15 protein-coding genes are annotated in these 16,459 nt (G+C 64.0%); 10 read left to right on the plus strand and 5 right to left on the minus strand.

Annotation, left to right across the window (positions count from 1 at the left end):
- Nucleotide 1: 1 nt before the first annotated feature.
- The 8 genes from bioF to AC5O5R_RS01825 all read left to right on the plus strand — a co-directional run bounded on the left by bioF (nucleotide 2) and on the right by AC5O5R_RS01825 (nucleotide 9,377).
- Nucleotides 2-1,174, plus strand: coding sequence for an 8-amino-7-oxononanoate synthase (gene bioF / locus AC5O5R_RS01790; protein ID WP_172222976.1), 1,173 nt, complete (start codon nucleotides 2-4; stop codon nucleotides 1,172-1,174).
- Nucleotides 1,167-1,898, plus strand: a complete 732-nt coding sequence (locus AC5O5R_RS01795) for an alpha/beta fold hydrolase (protein ID WP_172222973.1) — start codon at nucleotides 1,167-1,169, stop codon at nucleotides 1,896-1,898. The genes bioF and AC5O5R_RS01795 overlap by 8 nt, the downstream gene beginning before the upstream one ends.
- Nucleotides 1,891-2,709 (plus strand): malonyl-ACP O-methyltransferase BioC, encoded by an 819-nt coding sequence (gene bioC, locus AC5O5R_RS01800; RefSeq protein ID WP_172222969.1) that lies wholly within the window; start codon nucleotides 1,891-1,893, stop codon nucleotides 2,707-2,709. Before AC5O5R_RS01795 ends, bioC begins: the two co-directional genes overlap by 8 nt.
- Before the next feature lie 10 nt (nucleotides 2,710-2,719).
- Complete coding sequence (bioD, locus tag AC5O5R_RS01805) at nucleotides 2,720-3,400, plus strand: dethiobiotin synthase (RefSeq protein ID WP_172287092.1); 681 nt, start codon at nucleotides 2,720-2,722, stop codon at nucleotides 3,398-3,400.
- A gap of 143 nt (nucleotides 3,401-3,543) precedes the next feature.
- Entirely contained in the window at nucleotides 3,544-3,840 is a 297-nt protein-coding gene (locus AC5O5R_RS01810; RefSeq protein WP_172225163.1) for a pyrroloquinoline quinone biosynthesis protein PqqE, read from the plus strand.
- A 286-nt stretch (nucleotides 3,841-4,126) separates the two neighbouring features.
- Complete coding sequence (locus AC5O5R_RS01815) at nucleotides 4,127-5,932, plus strand: phenylacyl-CoA dehydrogenase (protein ID WP_172225160.1); 1,806 nt, start codon at nucleotides 4,127-4,129, stop codon at nucleotides 5,930-5,932.
- 258 nt (nucleotides 5,933-6,190) lie between these two features.
- A complete protein-coding gene (locus AC5O5R_RS01820; protein WP_172225157.1) occupies nucleotides 6,191-7,474 on the plus strand; it encodes a GGDEF domain-containing protein in 1,284 nt (427 codons plus the stop codon).
- A gap of 124 nt (nucleotides 7,475-7,598) precedes the next feature.
- Nucleotides 7,599-9,377: an acyl-CoA dehydrogenase C-terminal domain-containing protein gene (locus AC5O5R_RS01825; protein WP_172225154.1), complete on the plus strand. Its 1,779-nt coding sequence runs from the start codon at nucleotides 7,599-7,601 to the stop codon at nucleotides 9,375-9,377.
- A 253-nt stretch (nucleotides 9,378-9,630) separates the two neighbouring features.
- Here AC5O5R_RS01825 and AC5O5R_RS01830 read toward each other — a convergent pair whose 3' ends face one another.
- Nucleotides 9,631-10,554, minus strand: coding sequence for a LysR family transcriptional regulator (locus tag AC5O5R_RS01830; RefSeq protein WP_172225151.1), 924 nt, complete (start codon nucleotides 10,552-10,554; stop codon nucleotides 9,631-9,633).
- Between the two features lie 210 nt (nucleotides 10,555-10,764).
- Here AC5O5R_RS01830 and AC5O5R_RS01835 point away from each other — a divergent pair, with 210 nt between their 5' ends.
- Complete coding sequence (locus tag AC5O5R_RS01835; protein ID WP_172225148.1) at nucleotides 10,765-12,045, plus strand: aspartate aminotransferase family protein; 1,281 nt, start codon at nucleotides 10,765-10,767, stop codon at nucleotides 12,043-12,045.
- Nucleotides 12,046-12,192: 147 nt separating this feature from the next.
- A complete protein-coding gene (locus AC5O5R_RS01840) occupies nucleotides 12,193-12,351 on the plus strand; it encodes a YqaE/Pmp3 family membrane protein (protein ID WP_033727371.1) in 159 nt (52 codons plus the stop codon).
- A 120-nt stretch (nucleotides 12,352-12,471) separates the two neighbouring features.
- Here the strand turns inward: AC5O5R_RS01840 and AC5O5R_RS01845 are convergent, their stop codons facing one another.
- The 4 genes from AC5O5R_RS01845 to pqqC are packed head-to-tail and all read right to left on the minus strand — an operon-like array spanning nucleotide 12,472 to nucleotide 16,420.
- Nucleotides 12,472-14,295: an alpha/beta hydrolase family protein gene (locus AC5O5R_RS01845; protein ID WP_172225145.1), complete on the minus strand. Its 1,824-nt coding sequence runs from the start codon at nucleotides 14,293-14,295 to the stop codon at nucleotides 12,472-12,474.
- Nucleotides 14,261-15,421: a pyrroloquinoline quinone biosynthesis protein PqqE gene (pqqE, locus tag AC5O5R_RS01850; RefSeq protein ID WP_172225142.1), complete on the minus strand. Its 1,161-nt coding sequence runs from the start codon at nucleotides 15,419-15,421 to the stop codon at nucleotides 14,261-14,263. Before pqqE ends, AC5O5R_RS01845 begins: the two co-directional genes overlap by 35 nt.
- On the minus strand, nucleotides 15,393-15,668 hold the full coding sequence (pqqD, locus tag AC5O5R_RS01855) for a pyrroloquinoline quinone biosynthesis peptide chaperone PqqD (RefSeq protein WP_172225139.1): 276 nt from the start codon (nucleotides 15,666-15,668) through the stop codon (nucleotides 15,393-15,395). The genes pqqE and pqqD overlap by 29 nt, the downstream gene beginning before the upstream one ends.
- On the minus strand, nucleotides 15,665-16,420 hold the full coding sequence (pqqC, locus tag AC5O5R_RS01860) for a pyrroloquinoline-quinone synthase PqqC (RefSeq protein ID WP_172225136.1): 756 nt from the start codon (nucleotides 16,418-16,420) through the stop codon (nucleotides 15,665-15,667). Before pqqC ends, pqqD begins: the two co-directional genes overlap by 4 nt.
- Between the last annotated feature and the right edge of the window lie 39 nt (nucleotides 16,421-16,459).

Raw genomic sequence — 16,459 nt, forward strand, 5'->3', positions numbered from 1 at the left:
GATGGCCTTCGACCTGGCGACGCGCCTGGCCGAACGGCGCGCCGCAGACCTGTATCGGCAGCGACCATTGCTGGAAAGCCCGCAGGGGCCGGAAGTAGTGGTTGATGGTCAGCGTTTGCTGGCCTTCTGCAGCAATGACTACCTCGGCCTGGCCAACCACCCCGAGGTGGTCGCCGCCTGGCAGGCCGGTGCCGAGCGCTGGGGTGTCGGCGGCGGTGCCTCGCACCTGGTGATCGGCCATAGCACCCCGCACCACCAGGTTGAAGAGGCGCTGGCCGAGCTCACCGGGCGCCCGCGTGCGCTGCTGTTCTCCACGGGCTACATGGCCAACCTGGGCGCCATCACCACGCTGGTGGGGCAGGGTGACACCGTGCTGCAAGACCGTCTCAACCATGCCTCGCTGCTGGATGGCGGGCTGCTTAGCGGTGCCCGCTTCAGCCGCTATCTGCACAACGACCCGGTCAGCCTGGCCAGCCGCCTGGACAAGGCCGTCGGCAATACCCTGGTGGTCACCGATGGCGTGTTCAGCATGGATGGCGACCTGGCCGACCTGCCGACGCTGGCCGAAGTCGCCCGTGCCCGCGGCGCCTGGCTGATGGTCGACGATGCCCATGGCCTGGGCACCCTCGGCGCCCAGGGCGGCGGTATTGTGGAGCACTTTGGCCTGGGGCTGGAGGATGTGCCCGTGCTGATCGGCACGCTGGGCAAGGGCTGCGGTACTGCCGGCGCCTTTGTTGCCGGCAGTGAAGAGCTGATCGAGGCGCTGGTGCAGTTCGCCCGCCCGTACATCTACACCACCAGCCAGCCACCGGCACTGGCCTGCGCCACGCTCAAGAGCCTGGAGCTGCTGCGCCGTGAAACCTGGCGCCGGGAACACCTGGCGGCGTTGATTCGCCAGTTCCGCGAAGGCGCGCAGCAGATCGGGCTGCAATTGATGGACAGCCCGACACCGATCCAGCCGATCCTGATCGGCGACAGCGCGCAGGCCCTGCGCCTGTCACGCATGTTGCGCGAGCGCGGGCTGCTGGTGACCGCCATCCGCCCGCCTACCGTGCCGGCTGGCAGCGCGAGGCTGCGAGTTACGCTGAGCGCCGCGCACAGCGAAGCGCAGGTGCAGCTATTGTTGAATGCATTGGCCGAGTGTTATCCACAACTGGAGAACGCCGATGCGTAATCGACTTGTTCTACTGCCCGGCTGGGGCCTGGGCACTGCTTCCCTGGAGCCGCTGGCGGCCAGCCTGCGCGCCCAGGACGCACGCCTGCAGGTGGAGCTGATGCCGCTGCCGGAACTTGCCCACAGCGATGTCGAGGCTTGGCTCGACCACCTTGATCGCAAGCTGCCGAGCGATGTCTGGCTGGGTGGCTGGTCGCTCGGCGGCATGCTGGCTACTGCGCTGGCGCGCAAACGCGGTGACCACTGCTGCGGCCTGCTGACCTTGGCCAGCAACCCCAGTTTCGTCGCCCGCCCGGACTGGCCCCACGGCATGGCCGAAGACACCTTCGGCACCTTCCTCGACGGCTGCCGCAGCCATACCCAGGTCACCCTCAAGCGTTTCCGCAGCCTGTGCAGCGATGGCGCCCTGCAGCCGCGCACGTTGTTGCGCCAGCTGGGTGTGGGGGTACCTGACACCGACCCGCTGTACTTGGCCACTGGCCTGGAAGTGCTGGCCAAGCTGGATACCCGCGAAGCCCTTCAGGCCTACCCCGGGCCGCAACTGCACCTGTTTGCCGGCAGCGATGCGCTGGTGCCGGCAGAGGCGGCAAAGGCATTGAGCGAGTTGTTGCCCGATGTGGAAGTGGGCCTGGTCGAAGACAGTTCCCACGCGTTCCTGCTGGAGTACCCACAGGAGCTGGCGTCGGGCATCAAGATTTTCCTGCATGAGAGTGGCGATGACTGATCTATCCCGTCCGACCCTGCCCGGCGCGCTACCCGACAAGCGCCAAGTGGCTGCTTCGTTCTCCCGCGCTGCGGCCAGCTACGACAGCGTGGCGGCGTTGCAGCGGGCTGTGGGCCTGCACTTGCTCGAGCAATTGCCGCAGGGTCTGCAGCCGTCGCGCTGGTTGGACCTGGGCAGCGGCACCGGTCATTTCAGCCGGGCCCTGGCCGAGCGGTTCGTGCAAGCCAGCGGTGTGGCGGTGGATATCGCCGAAGGCATGTTGTGCCATGCCCGCAACGAACAAGGTGGGGCGCACTACCACGTGGTCGGTGACGCCGAGCGTTTGCCACTGCGTGATGTCAGCGTCGACCTGGTATTCAGCAGCCTGGCCGTGCAATGGTGCGACCAGTTCGCCAGCGTGCTGGCAGAAGCCCTGCGCGTGTTGCGCCCGGGTGGTGTGCTGGCCTTCAGCAGCCTGTGCGTGGGCACCCTCGACGAGCTGCGCGCAAGCTGGCAGAAGGTGGATGGCCTGGTGCACGTGAACCGCTTCCGACGTTTCGAGGACTACCAACGCCTGTGCGCAGCCAGTGGCTTCGAACCACTTGGGCTGCAGCGTTGCCCGCATGTGCTGCACTACCCGGATGTGCGCAGCCTGACCCACGAGCTGAAGGCCCTCGGTGCGCATAACCTGAACCCTGGGCGGCCTTCCGGCCTCACCGGCCGGGCCCGTATGCAGGGCCTGTTGCAGGCCTATGAGGCATTTCGCCAGCCAGAGGGGCTGCCAGCCACCTATCAGGTGGTCTATGGTGTGTTGCGCAAGCCACAGGCGTAAGGGGAGCGAGATGAACCAGGCCTATTTCATTGCCGGTACCGACACCGATGTCGGCAAGACCACCATTGCAGCGGGATTGCTGCATGCAGCGCGCTTGCAGGGGATGAGCACGCTGGGGGCCAAGCCGGTCGCTTCCGGCTGCACGATGACGGCGAAGGGACTACGAAACAGCGATGCCCAGGCGCTGATCGATGAAAGCTCGATCAAACTGCCCTACGAGCAGGTCAACCCGTTTGCCTTCGAACCGGCCATTGCCCCGCATGTAGCGGCCCGCGAGGCCGGGGTGACGCTTGGCGTGACGCCGCTGCTGGCGGCGATGCGCAATGTGCTGGATCAACGGGCCGACTTCACCCTTATCGAGGGGGCTGGCGGCTGGCGTGTGCCGCTGGCTGGCCTGGAGAACTTGTCCGATCTGGCCGTCGCCTTGGACTTGCCGGTGATCCTGGTAGTAGGGGTGCGGCTGGGTTGTATCAGCCATGCCTTGCTGAGCGCCGAGGCGATTGCGCGGGATGGCTTGCAGTTGGCGGGTTGGGTGGCGAACATCATCGAGCCCCGTACCTCGCGACTGGAAGAAAACCTGGCCAGCCTGGCCGAGCGTCTGCCAGCGCCTTGCCTGGGGCGGGTGCCCAAGCTGAAGCAGGCCAGCGCAGACATGGTGGCCGAGCACCTGCAGCTGGATCTGCTGGATTAGTGGCTTGCCGGCGATAGGGCCGGTGCAGGAATGCCCAAGGCCTATCAACTGGCACCAGGCCATTAGGGATTTAAACGGGCCTTTTTGCCTGTGGCCTGCTTTAATTGGGCCTGTTAGTCATCCAGCGTCAATGGAGTAATGACATGGAAATCACCGGTAGCTCCGCCTACTATGCCGGCCTGAGCGCGATCCAGTCCGGCCAGAACCGCATCGATCAGGCCGCCGGCCAGATCGCCAACACCAGCGCCGAACGTACCGCAACCAGCCAGTCCAGCGACTTCCAGGCCGAGCGCCTGCGCGCAGTTGACCGCAGCCAGCAGATGGACCTTGCCACCAGCACCGTGCAGATGGCGGTGGGCAAAACTGAAGTCGAGCTTGGCGCAAAGGTCGCCAAGGCATCCGACGAAATGCTCGGCCGGTTCATCGATACTTACGCCTGACGGAACCCCTCGAATCAAACACAGCCCCCTGTGGGAGCGGGCGTGCCCGCGAATGCGTCAGGTCAGGCACCTCAAGCGTCTGGCCGGGCCCTTTCGCGGGCACGCCCGCTCCCACCGGGGCAGCGGTTTTTCTGAGATTGGCGTAAAAGCCATTTTTCGTGGCGTAAATGGCACTATAGTCCATCCTTGACATAAGTCCGTGCTAAACGTAAGTTTCAAACAACTGTTTGATCGACGGCCGCTCTGAGCTCGTCACCCCACGGAACTGACACAGAGGTTCACCGCAATGCCTGATTACAAAGCCCCCTTGCGTGATATCCGCTTCGTTCGCGACGAGCTGCTTGGCTATGAGGCGCACTATCAGAGCCTCCCGGGCTGCCAGGACGCAACGCCGGACATGGTCGATGCGATCCTCGAAGAAGGCGCCAAGTTCTGTGAGCAGGTGCTGTCCCCGCTGAACCGTGTCGGTGATCTGGAAGGCTGCACCTGGAGCGAGTCCGGGGTTAAAACCCCGACTGGCTTCAAGCAAGCCTACGAGCAGTTTGTCGAAGGCGGCTGGCCGAGCCTGGCGCACGACGTCGAGCATGGCGGCCAAGGCTTGCCAGAGTCCCTGGGCCTGGCGCTGAGCGAAATGGTCGGCGGTTCGAACTGGTCGTGGGGTATGTACCCAGGCCTGTCGCACGGCGCGATGAACACCATTTCCGCGCACGGTACCGAAGAGCAACAGCACACCTACCTGACCAAGCTGGTATCCGGCGAGTGGACCGGCACCATGTGCCTGACCGAGCCACACTGCGGCACCGACCTGGGCATGCTGCGCACCAAGGCCGAGCCACAGGCTGACGGCAGCTACAAAGTCTCGGGCACCAAGATCTTCATTTCGGCCGGTGAGCACGACATGGCCGATAACATCGTCCATATCGTCCTGGCCCGCCTGCCGGACGCACCGGCCGGCACCAAGGGTATTTCGCTGTTCATCGTGCCGAAGTTCCTGCCCAACGCCGAAGGCGGCGTGGGCGAGCGCAACGGCGTGAGCTGCGGCTCGCTCGAGCACAAGATGGGTATCCACGGCAACGCCACCTGCGTGATGAACTTCGACAGCGCCACTGGCTACCTGATCGGCCCGGCCAACAAGGGCCTGAACTGTATGTTCACCTTCATGAACACTGCGCGTCTGGGCACCGCTCTGCAGGGCCTGGCGCACGCCGAAGTGGCCTTCCAGGGTGGCCTGAAATACGCCCGTGACCGCCTGCAGATGCGTTCTCTGACTGGCCCGAAAGCGCCGGACAAGGCCGCCGACCCGATCATCGTGCACCCGGACGTGCGCCGCATGCTGTTGACCATGAAAGCGTTCGCCGAAGGCAACCGTGCCATGGTGTACTTCACTGCCAAGCAGGTGGACATCGTCAAGTACAGCCAGGACGAAGAAGAGCGCAAGAAGGCTGACGCCCTGTTGGCCTTCCTCACTCCGATCGCCAAGGCGTTCATGACCGAAGTCGGCTTCGAGGCTGCCAACCACGGCGTACAGATTTACGGCGGCCATGGTTTCATCGCCGAGTGGGGCATGGAGCAGAACGTGCGCGACAGCCGCATTTCCATGCTGTACGAAGGCACCACTGGCATCCAGGCGCTGGACCTGCTCGGTCGTAAGGTGCTGATGACCCAGGGCGAGGCGCTGAAGGGCTTCACCAAGATCGTGCACAAGTTCTGCCAGGCACAGGAAGGCAATGCCACGCTCAAGGAGTTCGTCGAGCCACTGGCGGCGATCAACAAGGAGTGGGGCGAACTGACCATGAAAGTGGGCATGGCCGCGATGAAGGACCGCGAGGAAGTGGGTGCGGCCTCGGTCGACTACCTGATGTATTCCGGTTACGCCTGCCTGGCCTACTTCTGGGCCGATATCGCCCGCCTGGCGGCCGAGAAACTGGCAGCCGGCACCAGCGAAGAGGCCTTCTACACCGCCAAGCTGCAGACTGCGCGCTTCTACTTCCAGCGTATCCTGCCGCGTACCCGTACGCATGTGGTGACCATGCTGTCGGGTGCCAGCAACCTGATGGACATGGACGAAGAAAGCTTCGGCCTGTCGTACTGATCCACCCGCTGTAGCCAAAACCCGCCTGCCTTCATCGGCAGGCGGGTTTTGTGCGTTTTGGGGCCGCTGTACGGCCCATCGCCGGCAAGCCAGTTCCCACAGGAATCAAGGTGGCCTGAAAGGCAGTGCAGTACCTGTGGGAGCTGGCTTGCCGGCGATGAGGCCATCTGATCCAACCGCAAATTCAACTGTTCATGTGCACTGCCGATGAAGTAAGGGCACAATGCCATCATTGATCTGCCGGGTTGGAGATTACCCTTGTTTCGTTTTAATGCTGTTCGGGCAAGCCATTTTCTGCCTTCGCTGTTTTTGTTGCTGGCAGGGCTGGCCGCAGCCTACGTTAGAGACCTCAGTGTCTTTTTCACTTCGCTGTTCAATGTACTACCCACCTTGGTCCTGCTGCTGGGCGGCGCTTACTGTGCGGTTTACCGGCGCCAGCGGGAGCTGTTCCTGATGCTCACGGTGTACATCGCCTACTTCCTGCTCGACGCCCAGACCGACTTCTACCGGGATCACGGCCGCGTGCGCGAGGACGCGGCGGTAATCTTCCATCTGGTGTGCCTGCTGCTGCCGGCCCTGTTCGGGTTGTACGGGGCCTGGCAGGAGCGTACCCACCTGCTGCAGGACCTGGTTGCCCGCGGCGCCGTGCTGTTTGCCGTGGGCAGCGTGGCGGTAGCCCTGGAGCAAAGCTACCCGCAGGCGCTGCTGAGCTGGTTGGCGGAGATCCGCTGGCCGGCCTTGCATGGCCAGTGGATGAGCCTTATCCAGCTGGTCTACCCGATGTTCATTGTCGTGTTCATCCTGCTGGTGGTGCAGTACCTGCGTGCACCACGGCCACTGCACGCCGCGCAAGTGACGGGCTTGCTGGGCATTTTCTGGATGCTGCCGCAAACGTTCATCCTGCCGTTCACCCTGAACATCATGTGCAGCCAGGTGATGCTGATGATCGCTGCGGCGGTAGCGCATGAGGCCTACCAGATGGCCTTCCGCGACGAGTTGACCGGCCTGCCCGGGCGGCGCGCACTGAACGAGCGCATGCAGCGCCTGGGGCGCAATTATGTGATCGCGATGACCGATGTCGACCATTTCAAGAAATTCAACGACACCCATGGCCACGACGTCGGCGACCAGGTGTTGCGCCTGGTTGCCAGCCGCCTGGCCAAGGTTACCGGCGGTGGTCGCGCCTATCGCTATGGCGGCGAAGAGTTCGCCCTGGTGTTCGCCGGCAAGACCGCCGAGGAATGCGTGCCGCACGTGGAAGCCGCGCGCGAACTGATCGCCAACTACGTGATGCACCTGCGCGACCAGCATAGCCGCCCGCAGGATGATGCAGCCGGGCGTCAGCGGCGGGCCGGCAGCGCTGGGGGGACAGTTTCGGTCACCATCAGTATTGGCGTGGCCGAGCGCCAGATCGACCATCGCAACCCCGAGGCCGTGTTGAAATCCGCCGATCAGGCGCTGTACAGCGCCAAGGGCGCGGGGCGCAATTGTGTCATGGTGCATGGACAACAATCGCAGCGTGGAGCAGTACGTACGGCGTGACCGAAACGGACCCTGCGGTCTATTGATGACCCTATGTCTCGTAAAAGTTGTTCGGTTACACTGCCAGTAACCCCAGTGTCGCGGTTCTCCGAGACCGCGCCGACCCGATTAGCGAGAGGTTGTCATGGCTGACTATAAAGCGCCGCTGCGCGACATGCGCTTCGTACTGAATGAAGTCTTCAACGTGGCCGAGCAGTGGGCCCAGTTGCCCGGGCTGGCCGAGGTTGTCGATGCCGAAACAGCCATGGCTGTGCTGGAAGAAGCCGGCAAGGTCACCGCCAGGTCCATCGCGCCGCTCAGCCGCGCCGCCGATGAAGAGGGCTGCCACTGGGAAAACGGCGCGGTGCGCACACCGGCCGGTTTCATCGAGGCCTACAACACCTACGCCGAAGGCGGCTGGGTAGGCGTGGGTGGCGACCCGTTGTTTGGCGGCATGGGCATGCCCAAGGCCATCTCGGCGCAGGTCGAGGAAATGGTCAATGCTTCCAGCCTGGCATTCGGCCTGTACCCGATGCTGACCGCCGGTGCCTGCCTGTCCATCAATGCCCATGCCAGCGAGGCACTGAAGGAACAGTATCTGCCAAACATGTATGCCGGCGTGTGGGCCGGCTCCATGTGCCTGACCGAGCCGCATGCCGGCACCGATCTGGGCATCATCCGCACCAAGGCCGAGCCCCAGGCCGATGGCAGCTACAAGGTCAGCGGCACCAAGATATTCATTACCGGTGGCGAGCACGACCTCACCGAGAACATCATTCACCTGGTGCTGGCCAAGCTGCCGGATGCCCCGGCCGGGCCGAAAGGCATTTCGCTGTTCCTGGTGCCGAAATTGCTGGTCAACGCAGACGGTAGCCTGGGCGCACGCAACCCGGCCACCTGTGGTTCGATCGAGCACAAGATGGGCATCCAGGCCTCGGCCACGTGTGTGATGAACTTCGACGAAGCGGTCGGCTACATCGTCGGCGAGCCGAACAAGGGCCTGGCGGCCATGTTCACCATGATGAACTACGAGCGCCTGGGCGTTGGCATCCAGGGCCTGGCGTCTGCCGAGCGCTCCTACCAGAACGCCGTGGACTACGCTCGCGACCGCCTGCAAAGCCGTGCCCCGACAGGCCCGCAGGCCAAGGACAAGGCCGCGGACCCGATCATCGTGCACCCCGATGTGCGGCGCATGTTGTTGACCATGAAAGCGCTGATCGAGGGTGGCCGAGCGTTCTCCACCTACGTGGCGATGCAGCTGGACAGTGCCAAGTACAGCGAAGACGCCATCGTGCGCAAACGCAGCGAAGAACTGGTGGCGCTGCTGACGCCGGTGGCCAAGGCGTTCCTGACCGACCTGGGCCTGGAGTGCACGGTGCACGGCCAGCAAGTGTTCGGCGGGCATGGTTACATCCGGGAGTGGGGCCAGGAGCAGCTGGTGCGTGACGTGCGGATCACCCAGATCTACGAAGGCACCAACGGTATTCAGGCCCTGGACCTGATGGGCCGCAAGGTAGTGGCCAGTGGCGGGGCGTACTACAAGCTGTTCTCCGAAGAGATTCGCCAGTTCATTGCCAGTGCAGGGAGTGAGTTGCAGGAATTTGCCAAGCCACTCGGCGCTTCGCTCGACAAGCTCGACGGGTTGACCGAGTGGGTGCTGCAGCAGGCCAAGGGCAACCCGAATGAGATCGGCGCGGCTTCGGTCGAGTACCTGCATGCCTTTGGCTATGTCGCCTACGGCTATATGTGGGCGCTGATGGCTCGCGCGGCGCAGGCTGGCGAGGGGGATGAGGGCTTCTATTCGGGCAAACTGGGCACGGCGCGGTTCTACTTTGCGCGGTTGCTGCCAAGGGTGGATTCGCTGGTGGCTTCGGTGCAGGCAGGCAGCGAGTCACTGTTCCTGCTGGACGCCGAGCAGTTCTGACACTTCGGCGGATTTGCGAGTGAATCCCCCTGTGTAAGCTTTTTCCTACACGCCGTGGTGACTTTTCACCACTGTTCTCAGATTGGATCCACGGTTAATCTTTACCACATGGACGTTGCGCAGGAAGCGCAAAGGACAGATCAAGGATGACGACGAAGGACCACCTGCCAGGATGGCGGGGCGATACGGATGTCACAGGGAAACAGTCTGGAAAACCCCGCTTCGGCGGGGTTTTCTTTGTGCGGGTGTTTTTTCAGGCCAACACATCCAGCGGTGATGCCGCCAACAGGCGAGCATCCGTTTCTTCCTCCAGCAGCGTGCGCAGCAGTTCCACGGAGGCCTGCTGGCGCTGTGCATCGCGGAATACCAGGCCGACCTTCAGCGGCACCCGCGGCTCGCTCAAGGGCTTCCACAGCAGCCCCTGGTCATCCTCGGCGGCTTCCTTGGCCCGCCCCGGCAAGATGGTGGCCAGCGCCGTGTGGCCCAGGCTGTCGAGAATCCCCGCCATGTTGTTCATCTCCGCCTGCACCTGCGGCCGGCGGCCCAGGCTGGCCAGCTGGGCCTGCCAGATCTGGCGGATCTGAAACTCCTCGCCAAGCATCAACATCGGCAGCTCTGCGGCCTGGCGGATAGACACCTTCTTGAAATCCTTGAGTGGGTGGGTATCGGGGATGACCAGTTGCAGCTCGTCTTCGTACAACAACAGGCCATGCAAACCGGGCTGACGGGGCGGCAGGTAGCTGATACCGATGTCCAGGTTGCCGCTAAGCAAGCGCCGTTCGATCTCCAGCCCCGATAACTCATAGATCTGCACCACAAGGTGCGGCTGCGCCTTGCGCAGCCGTTCGAGCAGTTGTGGCACCAGGCTTGGCCGTACGGTCTGCAACACGCCGATCGCCAGGGTGCGCAGCGACTGGCCCTTGAAGTTGCGCATGGCCTCGTGGGCGCGCTGCATGCCGTCCAGCAGTGGCAGGGCATGGTTGTACAGTGTGTGTGCGGCCAGGGTCGGCAGCAGGCGTTTATTGCTGCGCTCGAACAGGCTCAGGTCGAGGCTGTGCTCCAGCTGACGGATCTGCTGGGAAAGGGCTGGCTGCGACAGCGACAGGCGCTCGGCGGCGCGGCCGACGTGGCCTTCTTCATACACCGCGACGAAATAACGCAGTTGGCGGAAATCCATAAGCGACACTTATCAATAATGCTGGGAAAACGAAATGGTCGAAACCCCTCGCTGGGCCTAGTCTATCGCCGTATTCCAACGGGTTACAGCGACATTCAGGTTGATTGTTACCCCGGATGAAAAACACTTTTGATAGGCAAGGCAAAATATCGAGTGTCGGCACCAAGACCGCACCGAGGCCGCCCCTTACCGTGATTGGTTGGAGCCCTGATGAACCTGTTCAACCTGCGCCGCCAGGCGCCTGCCGCCATCCCGGAGGCCAAGCGTGTGCCGGTGGTTGTGGCGCAAGCACCCGAGCTTTCGCGTGAGTGCCTGATGCCCAGCGCCGAACGGGCAGCGCAGGTATTCGTGCGCGGGCAGGGCTCCTGGTTGTGGGACAACCAAGGGCACGCCTTTCTGGACTTCACCCAAGGTGGCGCAGTCAACAGCCTGGGCCACAGCCCCAGCGTGCTGGCGAAAGCGCTGGCCGACCAGGCCCAGGCGCTGATCAATCCGGGCGCGGGCTTCCACAGCCGCGGCCTGCTCGGGCTGGTCAATCGCCTGTGCCAGAGCACCGGCAGCGATCAGGCGTACCTGTTGAACAGCGGTGCCGAGGCCTGTGAGGGCGCGATCAAGCTGGCGCGCAAGTGGGGCCAGCTGCACCGCAACGGCGCCTATCACATCATCACCGCCAGCCAGGCCTGCCATGGTCGCAGCCTGGGTGCACTGTCGGCTTCCGACCCACTGCCTTGCATCCGCTGTGAGCCCGGCCTGCCTGGTTTCAGCAAAGTGCCGTTCAACGACCTGGCAGCCCTGCACGCCGAGGTGGACTCGCGCACGGTGGCGATCATGCTTGAGCCGATACAGGGCGAGGCGGGGGTGATCCCTGCCACCCAGGAATACCTCAAGGGTGTGGAAACACTGTGCCGCGAACTGGGCATCCTGCTGATCCTCGATGAAGTGCAGACCGGTATCGGCCGCTGTGGCGCGATGTTGGCAGAGCAGACCTACGGCGTACGGGCCGACATCATCACCCTGGGCAAGGGCCTGGGTGGTGGCGTGCCGCTGGCCGCCCTGCTGGCCCGTGGTACAGCGTGCTGCGCCGAGCCAGGCGAACTGGAAGGCAGTCACCATGGCAATGCACTGATGTGTGCCGCTGGCCTGGCGGTGCTGGATACCGTGCTGGAGCCGGGCTTTTTCGAACAGGTGCAGGACAATGGTCGCCACCTGCGCGAAGGCCTCTGCCGCCTGACCGGGCGTTATGGCCAGGGCGAGGTGCGCGGGCAAGGCCTGTTGTGGGCGCTGCAGTTGAAAGAAAACCTGGCCCGCGAGCTGGTGGCCGCAGCTCTGCATGAAGGCCTGCTGCTCAATGCGCCGCAAGCGGATGTGGTGCGTTTTTCGCCTGCGCTGACCGTGAGCAAGGGCAACATCGACGAAATGCTGCTGCGCCTGGCCCGCGCCTTCGCCCGCCTGCATGCCCGGCAGCAGGCCCACCGCGAGATGCCGGCTTAGCGGTCTGGCAAAGAATTCTACGAACCGTCTGGCGTTCCTGCGCATCGCCCCTGGCCTGTTTCATTCGGCCCGGGGCGTTTTTTTTTGCCTGTGGAACCTCTACGGCGGGCGGCTAGTCTTTGATGTAACCCTTCAGGAGAGACTCGCATGGACTTTATTCGCATCATCATCGCCATTCTTCTGCCACCGCTGGGTGTGTTTCTGCAGGTGGGGTTTGCCGGAGCATTCTGGCTGAATATTTTGTTGACCTTGCTGGGTTACATTCCGGGCATCGTGCACGCCGTGTATATCATCGCCAAGCGCTAGCCACTCAGGGCCTCATGGCCGGCAAGCCGGGCTCCCAGAGGATTGCGCCGCACTCAAGGCCAGTGCAGTAGCTGAGGGAGCTGGCTTGCCGGCGATTGGGGCTGCAACGCAGCCCCGGGGTCAGCCCTCCAATACCTTGCAATAGAACTTCCACTCTTCTTCCAGCGCATGGGCCAGGTTCTCCGCCTTGCGGAACCCATGGCGCTCTCCCGCGTAGAAGTGCGCCTCAGCTTCGATCCCGTTAGCCTGCAACGCGGCCAGCATCGACCGTGTCTGCTCGGGCACCACCACCGCATCCAGCTCACCCTGGAAGAAAATCACCGGCACCTTGATCTGCCCCGCGTGCAGCAGCGGTGTGCGCTGGCGATAGCGTTCGGCATCCTGTTGCGGGTCGCCGATCAGCCAGTCCAGGTAATCCCCTTCGAACTTGTGCGTGGCAACGCCCAGGGCAATCGGGTCGCTGACCCCGTACAGGCTGGCGCCGGCGCGGAACACGTCGTGGAATGCCAGGGCGCACAAGGTGGTGTAGCCACCGGCGCTGCCGCCGCGGATAAACGCCTTGCGCCCGTCGATCAAGCCCTGGGCAGCCAGGTATTCGACTGCCGCGCAGGCATCGGCCACATCGCTTTCGCCCCAGCGCAGGTGCAGCGCCTGGCGGTATTCCCGGCCATAGCCGGTGCTGCCTCGGTAGTTGAGGTCGGCTACGGCGAAACCGCGCTGGGTCCAGTACTGGATGCGCGGATCGAGCACCGGGTAACAGGCCGAGGTAGGGCCGCCGTGGATGAATACCACCAGCGGCGTGGCACGTTCACCGCCGGCCGCCGGGTAGAAGAAACCGTGGGCCTGGTTGCCTGCCTTGCCATAGTGGATCGACTGCGCAAGGCTGATCTGCTCCGCCGGGAGTATCTCGGCACCACCGGCGAGCACGCGCACCTCGTGGTTGCTACGGTCGACGGCTATGACTGCTGGCGGACTGATTGGCGAGGCGGCAATGGCATAGATGTGTTGGCAATCCATGGCCAGGTGGCGAAAGCGCGTATACGCACTGGCGAACCGTTCCGTGGGGGCGTCGGGCGTGCGCAGTCCCAGTTGCCCGAAACCGTCTTCGAACCAGCTGGCCAGGTAGCGTTGCGGCCCTAGCGCCAACCAGGTGCAGGTACCCAGTTGCCAAGGTGCAGCGGCATGGTCGGCAGGCTCTGCTGGCAGCGGCTGCCAGTGCCCATCGACCTCGCCCCAGGGCTGCCAGAAGCCATTGCGGTCGGACAGGCAGTAGAGCCGGCCCTCGGCATCGAACCGTGGTTGCTGCAACGACTCTTCAGCGGCGGCCACACACCGCGCCTGCCCCCAGTGGCCGTGGGCGTCGCGCGTGCGACACATCAGCCGGGTGACGGTCCAGGGCTGTGCCGGGCGGTCCCATTCGATCCACGCCAGGCGCTGGCCATCTGCACTCACGGTGGGTGCGGCGTAGAAGTCGGCGCCCTCGGCCAGCACCTCGCGGCAGCCTTCACCCAACGCCACCAGGCGATGCTCCACCTGCTCGGCATGCTGCTCCTCGATGGCCAGAATCGTGCCGTTGTGCCACTGCACGTCGCCGTAGCGGCAGCTGGCATCACAGGTCACGGCGCGCGGCGGTGAGTCGTACAGATGCTGGGTGTAGACCTGCTGATCCTTTTCGTTGACGAACACCAGCCCGTCGTCGCTCAGGCAAAAGCTGCCGCCGCCATACTCGTAAACCCGGCTTCGCACACTGAAGCCGTCGGGCGTCAGGCAGCGGGCCTGCTGGTACTGCCAGTGCCAGATGCGGCAAGCGCCATCGGCCGGGCGGAATTCGTTCCAGAACAGGCCTTGGTCGCTGACCTTCAGTTCAGTGAAGTCGGTGCCGGCGGCAACCGCTTGTGCCGCGCTGAATTCAGCCGCGGGCGATGACACGTGAGTTTCGTTCATTGCGGAAGGTCATCTCTTCGATGGCGAGCTGGGCGGTTTCTGCCTCCTCGCGGGCCTTGAGGATGATGCCGTGGTCGGCCGATTTGGCGCACACCGGGTCGGCGTTGCTGGCATCGCCGGTCAGCATGAAGGCCTGGCAGCGGCAGCCGCCGAAGTCCTTTTCTTTCTCGTCGCAGGAGCGGCACGGTTCGCGCATCCACTCGTAGCCACGGAAGCGGTTGAAGCCGAACGAGTGGTACCAGATGTGTTTCAGGTCGTGATCCCGCACGTTGGGGAACTGCACCGGCAGCTGGCGAGCGCCGTGGCAGGGCAGGGCGGTGCCGTCGGGGGTGATGGTGAGGAACAGGTTGCCCCAGCCGTTCATGCAGGCCTTGGGGCGCTCTTCATAGTAGTCCGGGGTGACGAAGATCAGCTTGCACGGGTTGCCCTCGGCCTTGAGCTTGTCCCGGTATTGGTTGGTGACGCGCTCGGCCCGCTCCAGCTGGGCGCGGGTCGGCAACAGGCCCAGGCGGTTGAGGTGCGCCCAGCCGTAGAACTGGCACGTGGCGAGCTCGACGAAGTCGGCCTCCAGGGCGATGCACAGCTCGATGATACGGTCGGTCTTGTCGATATTGTGCCGGTGGGTGACGAAGTTGAGCACCATCGGGTAGCCGTGGGCCTTCACTGCGCGAGCCATTTCCAACTTTTGCGCAAAGGCCTTCTTCGAGCCGGCCAGCAGGTTGTTGACCTGCTCGTCGCTGGCCTGGAAACTGATCTGGATGTGGTCCAGGCCGGCTTTTTTGAAGTCGGCGATGCGCGCTTCGGTCAGGCCGATGCCGGAGGTGATCAGGTTGGTGTAGTAGCCCAGTCGGCGGGCCTCGCCGATCAGTTCGGCGAGGTCCTGGCGTACCAACGGTTCGCCCCCGGAAAAGCCGATTTGTGCCGCGCCCATTTCCCGCGCTTCGGCCATTACCTTGAACCATTGTTCGGTGTTCAGCTCTTGACCCTGGGCCGCGAAGTCCAGCGGGTTGGAGCAGTACGGGCACTGCAACGGACAGCGGTAGGTGAGCTCGGCCAGCAGCCACAGCGGCAGGCCGACCTCGGGCGTGGGCGGCACGTCAGGCGAGGACGATCCAGTGTTCGGCACGGGCCACCTCCATGAATTGCTCGATGTCATCGGCCACTTCCGGGACACCGGGGAATTGCTGTTCGAGTTCGCTGATGATAGCGGCCACGTCACGCTGGCCGTCTATCAGGCCACCGATCAGGCTGGCGCTGTCGTTGAGTTTGATCATGCCCTCGGGGTACAGCAGCACATGGCCTTTTTGCGCCGGCTCGTACTGGAAGCGGTAGCCGGGGCGCCAGCTGGGCACCTGGTTGCGGTCGAGACTCATAGGGTGATCCCCTTGTGCCACACCCGTTGCTGGGTGACAGAGTGATAGGGCGGGCGGTTCAGCTCGTAGGCCATGCTCATGGCGTCGAGCATGCTCCAGAGGATATCCAGCTTGAACTGCAGTATTTCCAGCATACGCTCCTGGCCGGCGCGGGTGGTGTAGTGCTGCAGGGTGATCGCCAGGCCGTGCTCCACGTCACGCCGAGCCTGGCCCAGGCGGGTGCGGAAGTACTCATAGCCGGCCGGGTCGATCCACGGGTAGTGCTGCGGCCAGCTGTCCAGGCGCGACTGGTGGATTTGCGGGGCGAACAGCTCGGTCAGCGAGCTGCTCGCCGCTTCCTGCCAGCTGGCCCGGCGGGCGAAGTTGACGTAGGCGTCCACGGCAAAACGCACGCCCGGCAGCACCAGTTCCTGAGAACGCAGCTGGTCCGGGTCGAGGCCCACGGCCTGGCCCAGGCGCAGCCAGGCTTCGATGCCGCCGTCCTCGCCGGGAGCGCCATCGTGGTCGAGCAGGCGCTGGATCCACTCACGGCGTACTTCACGGTCCGGGCAGTTGGCCAGGATCGCGGCATCCTTCATGGGGATGTTGACCTGGTAGTAGAAACGGTTGGCCACCCAGCCCTGGATCTGCTCACGGGTGGCGCGGCCCTGGTACATCGCCACGTGGTAGGGGTGATGGATGTGGTAATAGGCGCCCTTGGCGCGCAGGGCCTGCTCGAATTCGGCAGGGGACATTGGCAGTGCGTCGCTCATTCCGCTGGCTCCTGTAGAAGGATTGTCTGGCCGGACATA

It is taken from the genome of Pseudomonas sp. 8_5_2, assembly GCF_059295255.1.

Excerpts from the sequence above, each read along its gene's own strand:
- AC5O5R_RS01815 (WP_172225160.1), top strand. The coding sequence starts at position 4,127 with ATGCCTGATTACAAAGCCCCCTTGCGTGATATCCGCTTCGTTCGCGAC.
- AC5O5R_RS01795 (WP_172222973.1), top strand. The coding sequence starts at position 1,167 with ATGCGTAATCGACTTGTTCTACTGCCCGGCTGGGGCCTGGGCACTGCT.
- AC5O5R_RS01830 (WP_172225151.1), bottom strand. The coding sequence starts at position 10,554 with ATGGATTTCCGCCAACTGCGTTATTTCGTCGCGGTGTATGAAGAAGGC.
- bioD (WP_172287092.1), top strand. The coding sequence starts at position 2,720 with ATGAACCAGGCCTATTTCATTGCCGGTACCGACACCGATGTCGGCAAG.
- pqqC (WP_172225136.1), bottom strand. The coding sequence starts at position 16,420 with ATGAGCGACGCACTGCCAATGTCCCCTGCCGAATTCGAGCAGGCCCTG.
- AC5O5R_RS01840 (WP_033727371.1), top strand. The coding sequence starts at position 12,193 with ATGGACTTTATTCGCATCATCATCGCCATTCTTCTGCCACCGCTGGGT.
- bioF (WP_172222976.1), top strand. The coding sequence starts at position 2 with ATGGCCTTCGACCTGGCGACGCGCCTGGCCGAACGGCGCGCCGCAGAC.
- pqqD (WP_172225139.1), bottom strand. The coding sequence starts at position 15,668 with ATGAGTCTCGACCGCAACCAGGTGCCCAGCTGGCGCCCCGGCTACCGC.
- AC5O5R_RS01835 (WP_172225148.1), top strand. The coding sequence starts at position 10,765 with ATGAACCTGTTCAACCTGCGCCGCCAGGCGCCTGCCGCCATCCCGGAG.
- AC5O5R_RS01845 (WP_172225145.1), bottom strand. The coding sequence starts at position 14,295 with ATGAACGAAACTCACGTGTCATCGCCCGCGGCTGAATTCAGCGCGGCA.
- bioC (WP_172222969.1), top strand. The coding sequence starts at position 1,891 with ATGACTGATCTATCCCGTCCGACCCTGCCCGGCGCGCTACCCGACAAG.
- AC5O5R_RS01825 (WP_172225154.1), top strand. The coding sequence starts at position 7,599 with ATGGCTGACTATAAAGCGCCGCTGCGCGACATGCGCTTCGTACTGAAT.
- AC5O5R_RS01810 (WP_172225163.1), top strand. The coding sequence starts at position 3,544 with ATGGAAATCACCGGTAGCTCCGCCTACTATGCCGGCCTGAGCGCGATC.